Raw genomic sequence first — 21,438 nt, forward strand, 5'->3', positions numbered from 1 at the left:
CTATATTATTTTATGTTTCAATGTAAAAATTAAAGTAATGCATAAAATTATCTTTCCTTTTTTATTAATATTTATTGGATGTCAATCAAAAAATAATAACATCACTAATGCTACATTATTTAAAAAATTAACACCACAAGAAACCAACATTACTTTTAGTAATAATTTACAAGAAACCGATTCGTTAAACTATTTTACTTACCCCTCAATTTATATGGGTAGTGGCGTAGCTGTAGGAGATATTAATAACGACGGGTTAGATGATATTTTTTTTACAGGTAACCAAGCAAACAATAAATTATACTTAAATAAAGGTAATTTACAATTTGAGGACATTACCTTAAAAGCCAAAATTTCTGGAGATAATCGTTGGTATACAGGCGTTACTATGGCCGATATTAATAACGATGGCTATTTAGATATTTATTGCGCTGTGGCAGGAAAAGATGGCGTAAAAAACAACCAACTTTTTATAAATAATAAAAATTTAACCTTTACAGAAAAAGCTTCAGAATATAAAATTAACGACTCTGCCAATTCTATACAGGCTACTTTTTTTGATTACGATAATGATGGCGATTTAGATTTATATGTAGCCAATTATCCTATATCTAAAACATCGGTTCCAAACATGATTTATAAAAACCGAATGGATCATGTTACCATGCAAGAATCAGATAAATTATACAGAAACGATGGCCATACATTTACTAATGTTACCCAAGAAGCTGGTGTTAAAAACTACAGTTTCTCTTTAGGCATTTCTGCTTCAGATATTAATAACGATGGTTGGCAAGACTTATATGTATCAAACGATTATAGCATTCCAGACTTTTTATACATTAATAATCATGATGGTACATTTACCGAAGTAATAAAAGACGCCACAAACCAAACGGCCTTTTACGGAATGGGAATTGATGTAGCCGATATAAACAACGATGGTTTATTAGATATTTTTCAAGTGGATATGGATTCTAATAACAACCGCCGCCAAAAAGCAAATATGGCCAGCATGAATCCAAGGCTTTTTTACGAAACTATACTTTATGGTTTTCACTACCAGTACATGCAAAACAATTTACAATTAAACTCTGGGTATTCAGAAAATGGAGTTCCTAAATTTTCTAATATTTCCAGATTATCAGGAACCTCATCAACAGATTGGAGCTGGGGACCTTTAATTGCCGATTTTGATAACGATGGGCTTAAAGACCTTTTTGTTACCAACGGAACAAGACGAGAGGTAAACAATAAAGATTTCTTTAAAAAAATAGGACAGCAAGAATACGACAAGTATTCTCTGTTAGAAAAAACCAAAATGATTCCTTCTGAAAAAATAGACAACTTCATGTTTAAAAATTCAGGAAATTTAAGATTTACTAAAACAAATAAAGCTTGGGGAATAGAACATAAAGGGTTTTCTAACGGCGCTGCTTATGCCGATTTAGATAACGATGGCGATTTAGAGATTATAATTAATAACATTGATGAAGAAGCTTCAATTTTTGAAAACACAAGTAACCAAAACAACTACTTACAAATAAAGTTTAACGGGCAAACTTCAAATAAATTTGGCTTAGGAAATCGTATTTATTTATACAACCAAAATACAACTCAAGTACAAGAACTAACCTTAACTCGTGGGTTTCAATCTTCGGTTTCACCCAAATTACACTTTGGTTTGGGCAATGCTTCAAAAATTGACAGTTTAAAAGTTGTTTGGCATAATGGCAATATTCAAACACTTAAAAATGTAAAGGCAAACCAAGAATTAACTTTAGAGTTTTCAAAAGCTAATTCTTCAGAAGTAAAAAAATCAAATTCTAATGAAAAGTTATTTTCAACTTCAAAAGACATTGTTTTTCATAAACATATTGAAAACGATATAAACGATTTTGACAAACAAGTGCTTTTACCACATAAAATGTCAACTCTTGGTCCAGCTTTAGCCATTGCTGATGTAAATAATGATGGATTGGACGATTATTTTATTGGCGGCTCCTTTGGCTTACCTGCCAGCTTATATTTACAAAACGAAACAGAGTTTGTAAAACAAAACATTCCAGATGTTGAAAAAGACAAATTATCTGAAGATTTAGGAGCACTCTTTTTTGATGCCGATAATGATGGTGACTTAGATTTATACGTAGTTAGTGGTGGTTACGAATATGCCGAAAACTCAAACCTATTACAAGACAGAATATACACTAATAATGGCAAAGGCAACTTTACCAAAAACACAAATGCTTTGCCTAAATTTAACTCCAGTGGTTCTAAAGTTTTAGAGTTAGATTACAACAAAGATGGCAAAAAAGACGTATTGGTTTTAGGCAGACAAGTTTCAGGAAAATACCCAACACCAACATCTAGTTACTTATTAAAAAATGTATCTGAAAACTCAATGATTAAGTTTGAAAATGAAACTGAACAAGTTGCCCCATTTTTTAAAGATTTAGGTATGGCTACAAACGCCATAATTACAGATTTTAATAACGATTCTTGGGACGATATAATTATTGTGGGCGAATGGATGCCAATTAAAATTTTTATGAATTCTGAAGGTATTTTTAAAGATGTGTCTGAAAATTATGGTTTAAATGCGAACTCCACTGGTTGGTGGTGGAGCATTAACCAAGGTGATTTTGATGGCGATGGCGATATAGATTATATTGTTGGCAACAACGGTTTAAACTATAAATACAAAGCTACTGAAGATGAAACATTCGATATTTATGCAAATGATTTTGATAACAATAAAAAACAAGACATTGTTTTAAGCTACTACAATGACGGTGAACAATATCCGCTTAGAGGTAGACAATGCTCGTCTGAACAAATCCCAGGAATTAAGCAAAAGTTTAAAAATTACGATGAATTTTCGCAAGCCAAACTTATTGATGTTTACGGAAAAAAGAACTTAGAAAACGCTTTACACTACCAAGTAAAATCGTTTGCTAGTATTTATTTAGAAAATAAAGACGGCAAATTTATTACACACGAATTACCTATTGAAGCTCAATTTTCTAGCATAAACAGCATCTTGGTTAATGATTATGATAACGATGGAAATTTAGACGCACTCATAGCTGGAAACCTTTATAATTCAGAAGTAGAAACCCCTAGAAACGATGCCAGTTTTGGTTTGTTTTTAAAAGGCAATGGAAAAGGGAAATTTAAAAGCATTCCTGTTTCAGAAAGCGGATTTTATGTAAGTGGCGATGTTAAAGATTTAAAAGAAATTAGTATTAATAGCAAAAAACATATTCTTGCCGCAAAAAACAACGATTACTTACAATCTATTGAGGTTTTAAAAAATTAAAGAAAAAATAAAAATAGTTACAAAACCTACTAAAGCCATAATCGTTATCATCATGGTCCAGCTTTTAAACGTCTGCATTTCATTTAAGCCAAGATATTTACTTACTAACCAAAAACCACTATCGTTTACATGAGAAAAAATTGAAGCTCCTGATGCAATAGCCAAAACTAACAAAGCTTTATCAATCTCAGAAACTGTAGCTGCTAATAATGGCGATACTATTCCTGCTGCGGTAATCATAGCAACCGTTGCAGACCCTTGTAACACACGAACTACCACAGCTGCTAAAAACGCAAAAAACAAAACGCTAATGCCTTTATTGGCAAAATAAACCGCTAACATTTCTCCTGTTCCTGTATTTACAAGCATTTGTTTAAATACACCACCAGCGCCAGTTAACAAAATAATAATTCCGGCAGCCTCCATAGATTTTGTACTAAGTTTTAGTAAAACCTCTTTTTTTGCTCCTCGTTTTATGCCTAATAAATACCACGCAATAAGATTCGCTAATATTAAAGCTGTAAAAGGATGCCCAAGCATTTTTAACCATAACTTTAAATTACTTGAAATAGCATTATTAGAAAACAACGGACTATTTAAAACTGTATTACCAACAATTAGCACAATAGGAATACCAATAATTGCTAAAATTAAACCAACTGCTGGGTATTTCTCGTTTTCGTTTTTAATAAGACTAACCTCTGGCGCAGCAACATAAATTTTCTTTGAAATATATTTTGCAAAAATTGGCCCGCTAATTATTGCCGTTGGTATGCCCGTTACAAACCCGAATAATATTACCCATCCTAAATCGGCTTTCAAAATATCTGCAACCGCAACTGGCCCAGGAGTTGGCGGGATATAGGCGTGTGTAATTGCTAAACCAGCCAATAAAGGAATAGCATAAAGTAATATCGATTTTTTAGTTTTTCGTTGTAACGAATAAATTAACGGAACAAGAATAATAAACGCCACATCAAAAAAAACAGGAATAGCAATAAAAAAACCTGTAATTACCAACGCCCATGATGCATTTTTTTCTCCAAATTTTTTCAAAAGAAAGTTGGCTAAAGCTTCTGCACCACCAGAATACTCTAAAATAGAACCAAATATAGCTCCTAACCCAACAACCATGGCTACAAAACCCAAAGTACTAGCCATGCCTTCTTGCATAGTTTTTGTAATGTCTGTAGGATTCATACCTGCTACAATACCCACAACAATACTAGCTACGAGTAAAGCTATAAAGGCTTGAATTTTTAACCGTAGAATTAAAAACAATAAAATAGCAATGCCTGCAAATACAGCTAGAATGAGATTATAATCTATCATAGCTTAACTACTGTTTTAAGTAAAAAGAACCTTTTAAACCACTAAGCGCATGTTGCCCAATCCAAATATTAAAGTCGCCTGCTTCAGCAGCATTAACTAACTTATGATTCACAAATTTTAAATCTTCAGAAGAAATAGTAAAACTCACTTCTTCAGATTCTCCTGGTTTTAAGTACACATGCTTAAAACGCTTTAACTCTTTAACTGGCCTTGTAATACTACCAACCACATCTTGAATATATAGCTGAACAATATCTTTACTTGGTCTGTCTCCTGTGTTCGTAATAGTTATTTTTACAGTTAAATCTTCATTAAAATTGATAGTATCCTTTGATACGGATAAGTTCTCATATTCAAACTTTGAATAACTTAAACCATAACCAAACGGAAACTGCGGCGTAAAACCGGCATCTAAATAATGAGAATCGTTACCCAACGAACTTTGCCACGCCTGAATAGGAATATCATCTATTCCAACAAACTGGTCTTCACTAGCTGGTCTTCCGGTATTTTTATGATTGTAAAAATACGGCAACTGTCCTGCTGTTTTTGGCCACGACACAGGCAATCTACCTTCAGGTTCTGCCACACCATAAATAATATCGTGTAAAGCAGGACCACCCATAGTTCCTGGATGCCACGCCATAAGAACAGCATCAGTTTTTTCTAAAATATTTGAAATTGAAATTGGTCGTCCTGCCATAATTACTAAAACTAAAGGTTTATCTAGTTTTGATAATTCGTTAACCAATTCCTCTTGAACTCCTGGTAAATCAATATTTGCTCTACTATGTGCTTCACCAGATAAAATAGCCTCCTCACCACCAAAAAACAAAATTACATCGGCTTGTTTTGCTGCTTGAATTGCAGATTTAAATCCTTTTTTAGTTTTATCTCTGCTGTGTGTTAATCCTTTTTCGAATATAAAACTTGAATTTTTTTCTTTAAACACATCTACTGGAGTAACCGTATGCTCTTTTTCGCCATCAAAAGTCCAAGTGCCTAATTGCTCATGTGGTGCATCGGCTAAAGGACCAATAATTGCTACTTTTTTATTTTCATTTAAAGGTAAAATAGCATTGTTATTTTTTAATAAAACGGTACTTTTTATTGCGGCTTTTTTAGCTTCATTTAAATGATTTTCTGCATAAAAATTACCTGTGTGATCTTTATTTCTATATGGATTTTTAAATAATCCTAATCTATATTTTATACGAAGTATATTTTTAACAAACGCATCTAGTTCTGCTACAGGAACCTTTCCTTCATTAATTAATTCTTTTAGATGTTTTTCATAAGATGTACTTGTCATTTCCATATCCATTCCTGCAACAGCCGATAATTCTGCAGCATGTTTATTATTTTTAGCAAAACCATGCGCTATCATTTCTTTAGTTGAATCCCAATCGCTAACCACAAACCCATCGAAACCTAACTCTTCCCTAAGTACTTGTTTTAATAAAAATTCGTTTCCTGAAGCTGGAATACCATTAACCTCATTAAATGAGGTCATTACCGTTGCTGCTCCAGCATTTAAAGCCGCTTCAAAAGGTGGCAAATACACGTTCCTGAGTAGTGGCTCACTCATATTTACTGTATTATAATCTCTACCTCCTATGCCTGCACCATAGCCTATAAAATGTTTAGCACAAGCAGCCATTTTAGTAGAGTCGCTTAAATCTTCACCTTGAAACCCTTCAACATATGCTTTGCCTAAAACACTTGCTAAATAAGGATCTTCACCAGGAGATTCGGCAATTCTTCCCCAACGACTGTCTCTGGAAATATCGAGCATGGGCGCAAATGTCCACCTTATTCCTACTGCCGAAGCTTCGTAAGCTGCAATTTCAGAAGATTTTTTTGCTACCTCAGCATCCCAACTTGCCGCCATACCCAACGGAATTGGAAAAATAGTTTTAAAACCGTGAATAACATCTCTACTAAAAATTAAAGGAATACCATTTGGGCTTTCTTCAACCGCTATTCTTTGAAGCTCGTCCACATAATCTAAATTCATTACGTTTAAAAAAGCTCCTATTTCTCCTTTTCTTACTGCATCTTTTAATGCTGCTGGTAACATTTTTGTTCTGCTGGAAGTACCACGTAAATTAGTTTGACCAATTTTTTCTTCTAAAGTCATTTTAGAAAGTAATTCGCTAATAAATTGGTCTTCTTTAGTATTTTGAGATGTTTTTGTTTTGTTTTCTTCACAAGTAAAAAACATAGCGCACAGCATTATACATAAGATTTTTTTCATGGTAGTATTTAGTTTAGTTATTGGTTTTAAAGAATGAAGACTTTACACCCTTTACCCCAGTAACGACTTTGAATACTGAACCAGCGAGCGGATATTGCTTTTGTTCTTCATCAGTCATATCAACCGATGCCGTGGTTATGTAAAGCACATCCAAATTTTTGCCTCCAAAGGCACAGGATGTTACATTGTGCGCAGGAACTTCTATTGTTTGTAAAACTTCGCCTGTATCTGGGTTGAATCGAATTACCGCATTACCATTCCACATGCCAACCCAAAGCATGTTTTCTTCATCTATGGTCATACCATCTGGAAATCCTAATTTTAAAGGAATAGTTACAACAACCCTTTCGTTTGAAATTTCGCCTGTTTTATTATTGTAATCGTAAGCTTTTATTTCTGAAGTTGGTGTATCTATATAATACATTGTTTTTTTATCTGAAGTCCAAACTATACCATTAGAAATGGTTACGTTTTGTTTCTTTTTAACAGATTTACCTTCAGCATTAATCATATACAAATTAGCTTTTCCTTGTTCTTGCTTAAAATGCATAGAGCCTACCCAAAACCTTCCAAAAGGATCGCATTTACCATCGTTTAACCTACTGCCAACCAACTCTTTTTTTAAGTCAGAAAAAAGGGTGCGCTCACCCGAATTAAGGTTTAAGCGATACACCCCATCCTCTGACGCTATTAATGCTTCAATATCATTAATAGCAACTACACTGCCTATTTTACTTTTAGTATTATATACTTTATTGTTTTTTGTAGTTGGATTGTAAATATTAAACGTTTCAGATTCAATATCTATCCAATACAATTCTTGTGTTTTATAGTTCCAAAAAGCGCCTTCGCCTAATTGAGCTGGTATTTTATATTCTAATTCTGCCTTAAGGTTGTCACTTACAACTATTTCTTTTTTATGTGATCTACAGCCTTGAAAAAGAAAAAAAAGCAAAACAATAATTATATTTTTACTCATAGTGTGTGTACAAATATTAATTGATAGTTACTTTAAGCGCTTTGGAAATATTATTTGAAGCATTACCAACATATATTTGATACTCTCCTGTTTCAAAATCCCAATCTGATTTTGATTCATTATAATATTTTAGCTTTGAAACATCTACAGTTATAGAAACAGATTGTTTTGCTCCTTTTTCTAAATTAACCTTAGCAAAACCTTTCAACTCCTTTAGTGGTCGCTCTATTTTAGATTTTAATTTACCAACGTAAACCTGTATAACTTCTGCGCCAGCAACATCTCCAGTATTTGTAACATCGCAAGTAATGGTGATTTCATCGTTTTGATTATAAGTATTATTATCTGTATTAATATTTTCTATATTGAATGATGTGTAAGACAAGCCATAACCAAATGCATAGCGTGGTGTTATATGTTTTGTATCGTGCCAACGATACCCCACTAAAATTCCTTCTTTATATTCTTGCGTGAATGATGGTTTATTGTTTTTTGAAATGTCGTTTTGAGAATCTTGAATTCCTGGGTAAGATTCGGATCCAAAAAAGTGAGCCGCATTATCTTCTATTTTTACAGGTATTGTAAACGGTAACTTACCAGATGGGTTTACATCTCCGCTAATTACATCTGCAATGGCATAACCCGCCATACTACCCAAATACCAAGACTCTAGCAAGCCTTTTACATTGTTTAACCAGGGCATTTTAATAGCATTTCCTGTAAGTAAAATAAATCCTAAATTTTTATTTACTTGAGCTATTTGGTTAATAAGTTCTTCTTGACCAAATGGCAAATTATATTGTTGCCTATCATCGCCCTCGCAATCTTGTAAATGACTTTTATTTAAACCCCCAACAAATAATACAATATCTGCTTTTTTGGCGAGCTTAATGGCTTCAACCTTTAATGAGTCTTGATTTAAAGTTGGCGGATGCACTACATCGTACTCCGAACGCCCTGTTTCATAACCCATTGTATGCAAAACGGTAGCGTTTTTATAACGCGTTTTAATACCTTCTAATGGAGATATTTCGAATTTAGGTTTTAATTCTGATGAGCCTCCGCCTGCAGTCATAGATCGTGTGGCATTTTCTCCAATTACTGCAATGGTTAATCCTGTTTTATCTTTTATAGGAAAGAAATTATCTTCATTTTTAAGTAGCACTATTCCTTCTGTAGCTACTTTTCGAGCTATTTCATGATGCTCTTTATTATTTGCTTTTCCTAATGGTCTGTTTTTACTTAAATTGGTTCTGTACCTTAATCTTAATACGCGTTTAACTTTATCGTTTAAAACCGCTTCTGACAACTCTCCACTTTTAAGTTTTTCAAGAAAAGGATCGGCTAAAAAGTATTTGGAATAATGGTTTTCTGTTGTAAAACCTAAACCATCTGTTCCCGTTCCCATTTCAATATCTAATCCATTATTAGCTGCTTCAATTGTGCTGTGTGCAGAACTCCAATCGCTAATTACTACACCATCATATTTCCAATCTCCTTTTAAAATTTGGTTAGTTAATAGCTCGTGATGTGTAGTGTATTGCCCTCGAAATTTATTATAAGCTCCCATTATAGCCCAAACATTGGCCTCTTGAACAGCTGCTTTAAATGCTGGTAGATAAATTTCGTGTAAAGCTCTATCGTTAACCTCAACATTAACAACATCGCGCCAATGCTCTTGATTGTTTAAAGCATAATGTTTAACACAAGCTGCAACCCCATTTTTTTGAACACCTTTTATGTAAGGCACCACTAATGTTGAGGCTAAAAATGGATCTTCGCCTAAATATTCAAAATTTCTACCATTAAATGGTGTTCTGTAAATATTAACTCCAGGACCTAAAAGCACATCTTTTTTTCTGTACCTAGCCTCTTCACCTAAATTAAATCCGTATTCGCCAGCTAATTCTGGGTTAAAAGTTGCCGCCAAACAGGTTAATGCCGGAAATGCGGTAATTGAATCGTTCGTCCAACCTGCGTAATCCCACGAATCCCAACTTATTTCGGCTCTAACACCATGCGGACCGTCGGACATCCAAATTTCGGGTATTCCTAAACGCTCTACTCCTTTTGTACTAAATTTAGATTGGGCGTGGCATAAATCTACTTTTTCCTGCAAGGTTAAAAGTGGTAAAATACTATCTATTTTTGCTTCAATATTCTGTGTTGGTTCTTCTATTTTATTTTTTGGCTTTGTGTTACAAGATGCCAATAAAACGATGCCACATAGTATACTAATGTACTTGAGTTTAAATTTCATAAAGAATAATTTGTTTAAGAAAATAAGCTTTCCTTTAATTCAGTTGGTTAAAGTGATATAAAACTATTCAGAATTAAAAAATATCTTTAAAACAAATACAGCGCTTAATAAAACATTTGTTGCATAAGGCATATTTAGCGAGTTGCCATAAATTATGCTATGTATAAATTAACATATATGTGTACTAAAAGTGTTGCACATTACTGAACTAACAAGATTATTAGATGTTTTTAACATGACTAGTATTAACAGAAAACCAATAAAAAAACCCTAGCTATTTACTAAGGTTTTCTTTTTTTTAACAGATTTTATTGAAGCAACAAATTATCTGCGTAGCTATTAAAAAGTAATAAGTTTATTCTCCCAAAATATATTCTACACCAGACATGGCGTGAATTTTTGTAGTATCGAAAATAGGAACGCTTAAATCCTCTTTAAAAATCATTAAAGGGAACTCTGTACATCCTAGAATTACACCTTCGGCTCCTTTATCGATTAAACCGTTAAGAACGCTTATAACATAAGCTTTAGATTCTTCTTTAATCTCACCATAAGTGAGTTCTTCTATAATTATTCGGTGTAATTCGTTAATAACACTTTCGGATTCTGGTACTAAAACATCTAAACCATTTTCCTTTAATCTTTGGCTTATAAATGTTTCTTGCATGCTATATTTAGTACCTATAAAACATACTTTTTTTATGCCTTTTTTTTGAATGGCCTGCGCGGTAACATCGGCTATATGAATCACTTTAAAATCTAACTGTTCCTGAACTTGATTGTATACTTTATGCGGAGTATTTGCACAAAACATAACAGCTTCGGCACCAGCATTACGTAAACTTTTAGCGCCTTGGGTTAACATATGCGCTATAGAATCCCATTTATTTTCTATTTGAAAACGATGTACCTCAGCTTGGTTAAGTGTGTAAACTAGCAAAGGCGGATTGGTGTTATTACCAAAATGGTCGTTTACAGATTGGTTAATAGCACTGTAATATTCTATTGTAGAATGCCATGATGTACCACCAATTAAACCTAATGTTTTCATTTTATTTTTATATTGATTTTTTTGAGCATTTATTGAACTTACAAATAACGCTACATTTATAAACAAAAGCACAGAAACACATTTTTTAAACATAAAAAAGCTTGTATTAAAAAGTAAATCCCTCTTTTATTTTATTTGAAAGTTGTTTTATTAAAACTTCCTGTTCTGGGTTATTTACAATATTATAATTTTCTTGAGTATCGTTTTCATGATCGAAAAGCTCTCTCGCAATAAGTTGTTCTGGTACATTTTTATTTTTATTCCATGTGTACCATTCCACATATCTATACCTGTCTGTTCTAACTGTATAACCCATTCGTTCTTGCTTACGAGCTTCTGGAGGCCCATACCTTCCTAATAAAAACTGACTATAAGCAGCATCTTTTATTGTAGCCTCAGAATCCTCTAAAACAGGTTTTAAACTTAAACCTTGAAGGTGTTCTGGCACGTTAAAACCTGCCATATCGCATAGCGTTGGGTAAACATCTACAAACTCTGTTAACGCATGACTTGTTTTTCCTTTTGACTTTACACCGTTTCCGCTAATAATTAAAGGCACTCGCGTATCTATTTCATAATTGGTTTGCTTACCCCAACCATTATGTTCGCCTAATTTCCATCCATGATCGCCCCAAAGTACAACTATTGTGTTTTCTGCTAAACCTAATTGATTAAGCTCATTTAACAACCTGCCCACTTGAGCATCAATATAGCTAACGCAGGCATAATATGCATGTATTAATTCGCGTTGTTTATCTTCATCCCAAGGGGCCTCGTTAGGTTTTGGTAAATTATTTTTAGCATCTACATAACCACGTAATTCGGCATCGCCATGAATCGAAAACTCTGGACTATCTTTTGGTGTGTATTGATTGTTTGCTAACGGAATTTTATCTCTATTATATAAATCCCAATATTTTTTTGGCGCATTAAATGGTAAATGCGGTTTATAAAATCCAACAGATAAAAAGAATGGTGTTTTACTGTTTTTTAAAGCCTTTAATTTTTTAATAGCCAGGGTTGTTTGTGCACCATCGTAATAGGCATCGTCTTCGGAAATTCCCATTTCGCTAGATCGTGTTTTAGAATAAATAAAACCGTATTTATCGAACTTTGCTTTACCACTTTTTAAACGTTTTAATTCTAGTTCTTTTTGCTCAACAATATTATCGTGATTTACATAAACGGCATCCGGATCAAAAGGAAATCCGTCTACATGCAAATACTCGTTCCATGCTATTGAATCTTGAAGTGTATTATGAAACGTTTTTCCTAAACCTACGGTATAATAACCATTGTTTTTAAAAAACTGAGGTAAAGAGACCACATTAGGTAAATACGTTCTAAAATGGGTACGTAAATCCCAAACTTGAGTAGAATCTGGTCTTAAGCCTGTTAGCAAACTGGTTCTAGAAGGTGTACAAACCGCTTGCTGGCAATACGCATTATTAAAAACAACACCATTTTCTGCAAGCTTGTCTATGTTTGGCGAAATTACCAAATCGTTCCCGTAGCAACCTAATTCTGGCCGTAAATCGTCTATAGGAATAAAAAGAATGTTTGGCTTATTATTTTCCTGAGTAACTTCTACTTTTACATTTTTTTCGCCATTACAAGCAACTAGAATTACCAGAAATTGTACTACAACACTTAGTTTAATTAATTTTAAATTCATTTATTTTTTAAATTTTAGGAACTGCAGAACGCCAACCCTCAGCAAGCTTTACAGATAATTCTTCTACTACTTTTTTATATTCAGGATAATTGGCGACATTAACCGTTTCGGTTGGATCTACATCATGATTATACAGTTCTGTTGCAGCGTAATTTCCTTTTTGTTTGGCTTCATTATCCCAAGCATACCATTCTATGTAATGATAGGTTTTAGTTTGCATAGAATATCCCATGTATTCGTTACCATCTTTTGATACCTTAGCGCGTCTTCGAAATTGTGAAAAAACGGCATCTTTCCATTCTAATTCAGGGTTTTCAAAAAGAGGCGTTAAACTTGTTCCTTGAAAATAATTAGCTTTTTCTACGTTTGAAACGTCGCAAAGTGTTGGAAAAATATCAACAAGTTCGGTAAGTGCTTCAATGCGTTTTCCTTCTTTTTGATGAGCTTGTTTTATTATTAAAGGCACATGAGTATCAATATAAAAATTAGTCATTTTTCCCCATCCGTTATGGTCGCCTAGTTTCCAACCATGGTCGCCCCACAACACAATAATGGTATTTTCGTAAAGTCCGCGTTCTTTTAATCCTTCAATTAATTTCCCTACGCAAGCATCAATAAAACTTACACTTGCGAAATAGCCGCGTTTCAGGGTGTCGGCATAATCTTCTGGTAAAGGTTCATCCTCGGGTCTTCCAATTTTATGTGGATGATTATAAGCACGTAGCTCGTAATTTGAATTTGACACCATAACAGGTGCATTTTCTGGAAGTTTTGGATTTGCCGCTGGAGAAACAGAGCCTTTTGGATATAAATCCCAATACTTTTTTGGCACAACAAATGGTAAATGCGGTCTAAAATAACCTAAGCCAAGAAAAAACGGTTCGCTTTTATCCTTAATTTTATCTATGGTTTGTAATGCTAATTGGGTTTGCATGGCATCGTAATACAATGAATCGGGCGCATCGGCACTTTCAATTGCAGGTCCACGATTCCATCCATCACCATAAATCTTTTTTCCTTTTCGCTTTTCTAACAGTGCTTCTCTATCTCGTTTTTGAATTTCTAAAGCTTCTGCAGAGTAGTAATAGGTTTCTGCATCTCGATTGTTATACAGCTTTGTATTGTATGGGTAAGGCTTTAAATCTGGCTCGTCCCAAGACACAGAATCGGGCATGTAATTATGAAATATTTTCCCAATATTTACCGTGTAATAACCCGCTTTTTTAAAATATTGTGGCATGGTTACGGCGTTAGGGTTTATTTCTCTAAACTTATCGCCTAAATGCCAAACTCTTGTAGAATCTGGACGATATCCTAACATTGTACTGGCTCGTGAAGGCGCACAAACTGCCGACTGGCTATGCGTATTTAGCATAACCATAGACTGTTTTGCTAAAGCATCAATATTTGGTGTTTTAATTTCGGTATTACCATAAACACCTAAATCTGGTCTTAAATCATCAATAGATAAGAAAAGAATATTTGGTTGTTTTTTATGAGCAATACGTTCTTGAATTTCTTCTTTTTTATCATTTTTACAACTCACCAAACTAATTGCAATAACTAGTAATAGCCAATAATTTAAATTATAAAATTGTTTTTGCATAAAACTTTTCATTTATTAAAAACTAATATCCACTACCCAACAGCTCAATCCATTGTGGTGTATACCCAATATTTCGCACGCCATTGGAATGCCCTCTTTTACCTTCAGGAACTGGTAAATCGAACGCATATATATGATTTTTTGGAATATTTAAAGCCTCATAAGTTTCATGAATAGTCTTTGCCTTTGGCTCTGTAGCATGATAAGTCCCATACCATAAATACGACGGTGTTACGCTTTCGTAAAAATACCAATCGGCAATTTTATTTTTTGCTGAATAATCCCAACCTCCAGAGAAATCTATTACTCTAGCTACCTTTTTTGTTTTTGCAATAAAAGCAGCCATACCACCTCCTTGCGACTGACCAGAAACCGCTATTTCGCTCCATTTTGGTTTACCATCTTCTAAATAAGCACTCCAATTTGTATTTTTATCAGTTTCAGCAAGATAAATAAGTAGTTTAGTTAATCGGTTTTCAATAGCATCATAAGATGCATCATTTATAAAATCGAATTTATTTGTACCATAAATTCTTCTTGTTCTAAATTCTTCGGTACATTTACTGTTATTTGCTAAATTTTCACCTTTACAAATTTGAGCAACTGCAGGCCTATTGATATAAGATAAATTAATAACATGATACCCTTGCTGCACAGCAACCTCAAATAATTGCTTAGGTCCTTTTGTAGCAATACCGCCAGTTCCTGGTATAAACAATAATAGTTTTCCTTGTTTTGGTTTAGGATTATACATTATTAAATGCGGCGTATTAGAATTTGTAATTCTAGAATCGGTTTTTGATGGTTCTACATTTAAAATTGTATAACCCTCTTCAAGAGATTGTGCATAAAACTGGTTTGAATTAAATAATACACAAAGAATAATAAGGAGTCGGTTTAGCATAAAATAGTTTTAAGAAATCATGAATATATAACTTATAAGTAAATTACAATTAATTTATAGACAACTAAAACTATATAAAAACAAAAAAGGACCTCAAGTTGAGATCCTTTTTTTCACCAATAAAATTAACTTTAATAAAAAAAGTTAACCACCAAAATTTTTAACTGCTTAGTTTAAAAACTTAGGCTTAATAACTAACATAGCCCAAGCCCAGTTTTGAGTGCTAGAAGCAGCATCTTCTGTAATACCTTTTAAATCGTACATACCGTCTGCAGCAAACATGTGTGAATAACCAGCAACTAAAGCATAACCTTTAAATGCCTTTTTAAATACAATATCTAATTCTGTACCTAATGCCTTCTCGCCATCTGTAATTTCTTGTTCACCACTAAAGTTTAAAGCTTTTACCAGCAAGCTAGAACCTTTTCCTAATTTAAAATTAGCACTAGCATGGATATCTACTAAACCAATTGAGTTAGCATGATTACCTACGTAGAAATAATCCATAAACCCATTAAACTTGTGGTTTGTACCATATAATGGGAAAAATGCACCAGTTTCGCCAGCATCTGCATCATTACCACTAATAACTTCTACACCAGCACCTAAAGTTACTTTATCTGAAGCTTTAAAAGTTGCATCTAAACTTACGTCGAATGCACCTTTTACCGCAACTTCATTTTGTCTGTCACCTGTTTGAATATAAGCGTTTGCAGCCAAACCAAGTTTACCAGCGTTATATTTTAAGTGCGTACCAAGTGTTAATAAACTACTTGTACCATCTCCAGTTACACCATCGTCTTCATATTCTTGAAAACCATTATTCATAAGTAATAAGCTACCTGAAAATTTATCCCAAGCCTTGCTTAAGTGTAACATTTGCATGGTTTTGTAAGAGAAAAATCCTGTTGTGTTATATTCTGTACCAGAAGACACAAACCCTGTAGGGTTATCATAATCTTGATTAAAAGCAAAGGCAAAGTCTAGTTTAAATCCTTCTTTTGCGTATTTAATTAGGGCGGCATCGTGGTTACGGCCTTGTTGTGCCCAATCTAAACCACCAAGTATGCGTTGGTCGTCATAAGATAAAACTTGGCGACCTAATTTAGTAGACCATCCGCCTCCTAATTGTAATTCTGCCCAAGCTTGAAATACTGCAAACGAGTTATTTTCATCATCTGGTAAAATCTGACGATTTTCTCCCCATACCATTACATCTTGTAAACTAATAAATACTTTATATTTTTCAGTTTTGTAGCCAGAATTTAATCTAATTCTTGTTGAAATTCCGTAACCAGGTTCTGCCTCATCTGCGATTAAGCTACCAAAACCATGGCGGTATTCGGTACGTGGCCTAAATTCACCATCTAAGGTAAATTGTGCATTAGCTACTTGCAAGCAACCTAAAAATAATAGTCCTAGAGTTATTATTTGTTTTTTCATTTTTTGATTATTTTACGTTTTGTGTTAGTTTATATTTTTTGTTAGTTTTTTTAATGCTCTAAAAAGTCAATTAAATGTTTGCGATATTTGTAATAATCGTCGTGCTCTAAAACCGCTTTTCGTGTTCTTGGACGTTCAAAATCAATACTTAAAACATCTCCAATTTTTGCACGAGGACCACTAGTCATCATCACCACTCTATCGGCAAGAAAAATAGCCTCATCTACATCGTGCGTAATCATTACGGCAGTAATTTTTTCTTTATTCCAGATTTCAATTAATATATCTTGTAATTCGCCACGAGTTAAAGAGTCTAGCATTCCAAAAGGCTCATCTAAAAGCAATACTTTTGGTTTTATAGCAAATGCTCTGGCAATACCAACACGTTGCTGCATGCCTTGAGAAAGTTCGCTGGCACGTTTATTAAAAGCATCTTCTAAACCTACTTTTTGTAAATAATATTTAGCTATATCGTTGCGCTGTGCTTTGGTAGCATGAGGAAACACTTGGTTTACACCCAAAAGCACGTTTTGTAAGGCCGTCATCCAAGGCATTAAACTTGGCGCTTGGAAAATAACACCACGATCTGGACCCGGACCTTTAATATGGTTTCCTAAAACCGAAATATTACCACCAGAAATTTCGTTTAAACCTGCTATCATGGAAAGCATAGTTGTTTTACCACAACCCGAATGCCCAATTATAGTAACAAACTCTTCCTTTTTAATTTGTAGATTTAAGTTTTCTAGCACCACGTAATCACCTTTTGGTGTTGGGTAAACTTTCTTTAAATCTTTTAAGTCTAGCATCACATCTTCCGAAGGAAAAATAATGCCATTTTCTGTTATATTTTGTGTTTGAGTTATCATAATTTCAAGGTTTTAAAAACGTCCTACAAAGCTTTTTGGTTGTAAATCTGGCAATTCAATAGGTGCATTCGCTTCCGCTTTGCGAGAATCTCCTATATCCATTAAATATTCAATAATGGCGTTTCTGGTTTCTTTAAAATTAGCATTATCGTTAAGCTCGGTTTTATCGCGAGGTCTTTCAATATCAATTTTAAATTCTGGTCCCAAAGTTGCTTTTGGCCCTGGACGTAACGGAATAATGCGATCTGCCATATAAATACCTTCATCTACATCATTTGTAATAAGTAAGGCAGTACGCTTGTTACGGCTCCAAATATTTAAAATTTCGTCTTGTAAATTTCCACGCGTTAAGGCATCAAGCGCACCTAGTGGTTCATCCATAATAATCATTTCTGGATCCATAGCTAAAGCTCTTGCAACCGATACACGCTGGCGCATACCACCCGACAATTCTTTTGGGCGTTTATTTATAGCTGGTGTTAAACTTACCATTTCAATATATTCGGCAACCAACTCTTGTAACTCCTTTTTGCTCTTTTTAGGAAAAGCCTCTTTAACCGCCACATATACATTTTGCCCCACAGTTAACCATGGTAATAAGGAATAATTCTGAAAAATAACACCACGCTCATGGCTAGTACCTTCAACCTTTTGTCCTTTAAAAAGCACCTCGCCCGATGTAGGCGTAATAAGTCCGTTAATTAAGTTTACCAAAGTTGTTTTACCACTTCCAGTAAACCCAACAATAGCCACAAACTCACCTTCTTCTATGGTTAGGTTTATATTCGATAATACTTCTGAAGCATTATCGCCAGTACCATATGTTTTATTTATATTATTTAATTCTAAATATGCCATTTTATTTAAGTTTTGGGTGTTCCCTTCCAGGTCGGGCTTTCGGCTATATCTTTTTTATTGGTTCTGTTGTTTCGCTATCGCTGCACACTAGAACTGACATAAAAAAGGATGCCGCCTCAATCCCTAACACGAGATTTCTACAAAATTTTAAACTTTATTACTAACTATCGGTTTGCAATAAAACCAACAATTAAATTGCGTCTGTTTTATCGAAAGACACCGTGTTTTGTATAAACAACATTAATCGATCTAACAAGAAACCTATAATACCAATAACAAACATGGCAACTATAATTTTGGCGTTAGAATCGTTAGCTCCATTTTGAAACTCTTCCCAAACAAATAAACCTAAACCAGGACTTTGTGCTAATAACTCAATAGCAATTAAAACCATCCACGCTACAGATAATGTAATTTTTAAACCTGTAAAAATTAATGGTAACGACGATGGTAAAACCACTTTAAATACTTTTTGAAAAGGTCCTAATTTTAAAACCTTTGCAACATTTATATAATCTTTATCTACCGTAGACACTCCCATTGCTGTATTTACTAAAGTGGCCCACATAGAACACAACCCAACACTAATAAACGAAATGGTAAACGAGCTATCTTCGCTAGAATCTATAAGTAAAGTTTTAACAATCATGAACACTAATAAATACCAAACTACTGGAGATACAGGCTTAAATATTTGAATAAACCAGTTAAAAGCACTTTTTAACGTTGGGCTTAAACCTATAAATATTCCTAAAGGCACTGCAATTAATAAGGCTAAAAAGAAACCGGCAAATACCGTTTTTAAACTTCTAAAAATTTGATCTACAAACGATGGTCTTCCTGTATAAACTATAGGATCTTTACCTGCTGCAACACGTTTTTCATTTAATGCTGCTGTTTTTTCTTTAAATGCTAATTTATCTGCTCTAATTAAAAAGTGATCATCTAAAAGCGATTTGTAAGATGCCCAAACCTGTGAAGGTGATGGTAAAGTATTTGGCTGGCAACTAATATCTCCAGAAGCTATACATGCTTTTAAAGCATCTGCTGCTGCCTGACCTTGTTCGGTTAAAGCTTTTTCAATTTTAAACTCGGCTTCCTTGTTGTATAACGCTTTTGCTCCTAAATGCCATATTCCTATAAATAAAAATATAGATAAAATTGGAACAATAAATTTCCTTAAAATCTTTAAATAGTCTTGTTTTCCTAAATTTCCGGAAAATAAATCTTTAAGGGTAGATATAAAACCTAATCCCATAAACTTAGATATTTTATTTAATGTTAAACTTTGACTCATGATTACTAATTTTATTGGTTTGTGTTTAAGTATAAATATTAAAGATTAAGTGACTATTATAGTTTGTAATTCCTGAAATATTGGAGATAATCCTCATCAGGAATAACAAACCAATAAAACCACTTTACTTTTTTACAGCTTATTGCACTGCTTTATCTTTATTTCCTATTGAGAAACTGTTTATATATGCTATTGGATCTTTAGCATCATATGTTTTACCATCTATAAAATCTGTTGTTGCTGGCTTATAACCATCTGTTGTTGGCACATCGCTAGCAGGAATATGTCCTTCTTCAACTAAAAGATCTGCTGCTTTTTTCCAAATATCTGGTCTGTAAATATCTTTAATAGTTTCTGCATACCATTCTGCTGGTTTTGCTTCTGGAATTTGTCCCCAACGTCTCATTTGAGTTAAGAACCAAATACCATCTGAATAGAATGGATATGTTGCATTGTATTTGTAGAATACATTAAAGTCTGGCATTTCGCGCTTATCACCTTTTTCAAACTCGAAAGTACCTGTCATAGAGTTTGCTAATACCGCTTCGTCTGCACCTACGTATTGAGACATTGATAATATTTTTACGGCTTCAGCTCTGTTTCCTGGCTCGTCTAACCACTTTCCAGCACGAATTAATGCTTTAGTTACCGCAATTGCAGTGTTAGGATTTTCTTCAACAAACTTTTTTGTCATTACAAACACCTTTTCTGGATTATTTTTCCAGATATCGTAGTTTGTAGTTACAGGAACTCCAATACCTTTAAATACTGCTTGTTGATTCCATGGCTCACCTACACAATATCCGTAAATTGTTCCTGCCTCTAAAGTTGCTGGCATTTGTGGTGGTGGTGTTACAGAAAGTAAAACTTCGGCATCAATTTGCCCTTGTACATTTTCAGCAGTATACATTCCTGGGTGAATTCCAGCAGCAGCTAACCAATAACGAATTTCGTAGTTGTGTGTGGAAACTGGGAATACCATACCCATTTTAAATGCTTTACCTGAATTTTTATAATCAGCAATTACTGGCTTTAAAGCTTCAGCTTTTATTGGGTGTACTGGTTTTCCATCTTCTCCTGTTGGCACATTTGGCTTCATTTTGCTCCAAACATCGTTAGATACAGTAATACCATTTCCATTTAAATCCATTGAAAATGGTGTAACTAAATCTGCTTGACGACCAAAACCTGCACCAGCAGCAATTGGCTGTCCTGCTAACATATGCGAACCATCTAATTGTCCATCAATTACACGATCTAATACATTTTTCCAGTTAGATTGCGCTTCAACAGAAACAAATAAACCTTCATCTTCAAAAAATCCTTTTTCTTTAGCAATGGCTAAAGGCGCCATATCTGTTAATTTAATAAAACCGAATGTTAATTGTGGTTTTTCAATTTCTAAGGTCTTGGTTTTAGATGTTTCGGCTACAGCCGCCACCTCTTCAGTCTTCTTTTTAGAATCTTTGCCTCCACAAGCAAACATAACTAAGGAAAGTGCTGCAAGACTTGTTAATTTAATTAATTGTGATTTCATTTTATTTTAGCTTTATGTTTCTAAGTACAAATACTTATTTTTAACAAA

The 21,438-nt window shown here is 33.8% G+C and carries 14 protein-coding genes; 1 reads left to right on the top strand and 13 read right to left on the bottom strand.

Annotated elements, in window-relative coordinates:
* Positions 1-37: 37 nt before the first annotated feature.
* Positions 38-3,322 (top strand): VCBS repeat-containing protein, encoded by a 3,285-nt coding sequence (locus tag LG649_RS04460; protein ID WP_226541435.1) that lies wholly within the window; start codon positions 38-40, stop codon positions 3,320-3,322.
* Here LG649_RS04460 and LG649_RS04465 read toward each other — a convergent pair.
* From LG649_RS04465 to LG649_RS04525, 13 genes are all read right to left on the bottom strand, one after another.
* The gene (locus tag LG649_RS04465; RefSeq protein WP_226541437.1) at positions 3,311-4,654 is read right to left on the bottom strand and encodes a GntP family permease; all 1,344 of its coding nucleotides are present in this window, start codon (positions 4,652-4,654) and stop codon (positions 3,311-3,313) included. The two genes, LG649_RS04460 and LG649_RS04465, sit on opposite strands and share 12 nt — an antisense overlap.
* A gap of 7 nt (positions 4,655-4,661) precedes the next feature.
* On the bottom strand, positions 4,662-6,911 hold the full coding sequence (locus LG649_RS04470; RefSeq protein WP_226541445.1) for a glycoside hydrolase family 3 N-terminal domain-containing protein: 2,250 nt from the start codon (positions 6,909-6,911) through the stop codon (positions 4,662-4,664).
* Positions 6,912-6,924: 13 nt separating this feature from the next.
* On the bottom strand, positions 6,925-7,890 hold the full coding sequence (locus tag LG649_RS04475) for an SMP-30/gluconolactonase/LRE family protein (protein ID WP_226541447.1): 966 nt from the start codon (positions 7,888-7,890) through the stop codon (positions 6,925-6,927).
* A 16-nt stretch (positions 7,891-7,906) separates the two neighbouring features.
* Positions 7,907-10,150: a beta-glucosidase gene (locus tag LG649_RS04480; protein WP_226541449.1), complete on the bottom strand. Its 2,244-nt coding sequence runs from the start codon at positions 10,148-10,150 to the stop codon at positions 7,907-7,909.
* A gap of 355 nt (positions 10,151-10,505) precedes the next feature.
* Positions 10,506-11,201, bottom strand: coding sequence for an aspartate/glutamate racemase family protein (locus LG649_RS04485; RefSeq protein WP_226541451.1), 696 nt, complete (start codon positions 11,199-11,201; stop codon positions 10,506-10,508).
* Positions 11,202-11,307: 106 nt separating this feature from the next.
* Positions 11,308-12,876, bottom strand: a complete 1,569-nt coding sequence (locus LG649_RS04490) for a sulfatase (protein ID WP_226541453.1) — start codon at positions 12,874-12,876, stop codon at positions 11,308-11,310.
* Positions 12,877-12,883: 7 nt separating this feature from the next.
* Entirely contained in the window at positions 12,884-14,482 is a 1,599-nt protein-coding gene (locus tag LG649_RS04495; protein WP_226541455.1) for a sulfatase, read from the bottom strand.
* A gap of 22 nt (positions 14,483-14,504) precedes the next feature.
* Positions 14,505-15,386: a BPSS1187 family protein gene (locus LG649_RS04500; RefSeq protein WP_226541457.1), complete on the bottom strand. Its 882-nt coding sequence runs from the start codon at positions 15,384-15,386 to the stop codon at positions 14,505-14,507.
* 168 nt (positions 15,387-15,554) lie between these two features.
* Positions 15,555-16,829 (bottom strand): alginate export family protein, encoded by a 1,275-nt coding sequence (locus LG649_RS04505; protein ID WP_226541459.1) that lies wholly within the window; start codon positions 16,827-16,829, stop codon positions 15,555-15,557.
* 50 nt (positions 16,830-16,879) lie between these two features.
* Positions 16,880-17,698, bottom strand: coding sequence for an ABC transporter ATP-binding protein (locus LG649_RS04510; protein ID WP_226541461.1), 819 nt, complete (start codon positions 17,696-17,698; stop codon positions 16,880-16,882).
* Positions 17,699-17,710: 12 nt separating this feature from the next.
* Positions 17,711-18,556 carry an ABC transporter ATP-binding protein gene (locus LG649_RS04515; RefSeq protein WP_044631371.1) on the bottom strand — a complete coding sequence of 282 codons (846 nt, stop codon included), beginning with the start codon at positions 18,554-18,556 and terminating at the stop codon, positions 17,711-17,713.
* 190 nt (positions 18,557-18,746) lie between these two features.
* The gene (locus LG649_RS04520; RefSeq protein WP_226541464.1) at positions 18,747-19,853 is read right to left on the bottom strand and encodes an ABC transporter permease; all 1,107 of its coding nucleotides are present in this window, start codon (positions 19,851-19,853) and stop codon (positions 18,747-18,749) included.
* A 139-nt stretch (positions 19,854-19,992) separates the two neighbouring features.
* The gene (locus LG649_RS04525) at positions 19,993-21,390 is read right to left on the bottom strand and encodes a CmpA/NrtA family ABC transporter substrate-binding protein (RefSeq protein ID WP_226541467.1); all 1,398 of its coding nucleotides are present in this window, start codon (positions 21,388-21,390) and stop codon (positions 19,993-19,995) included.
* Positions 21,391-21,438 lie beyond the last annotated feature (48 nt).

Source organism: Neotamlana laminarinivorans (genome assembly GCF_020523925.1).
Taxonomy (GTDB): Bacteria; Bacteroidota; Bacteroidia; order Flavobacteriales; family Flavobacteriaceae; genus Neotamlana; species Neotamlana laminarinivorans.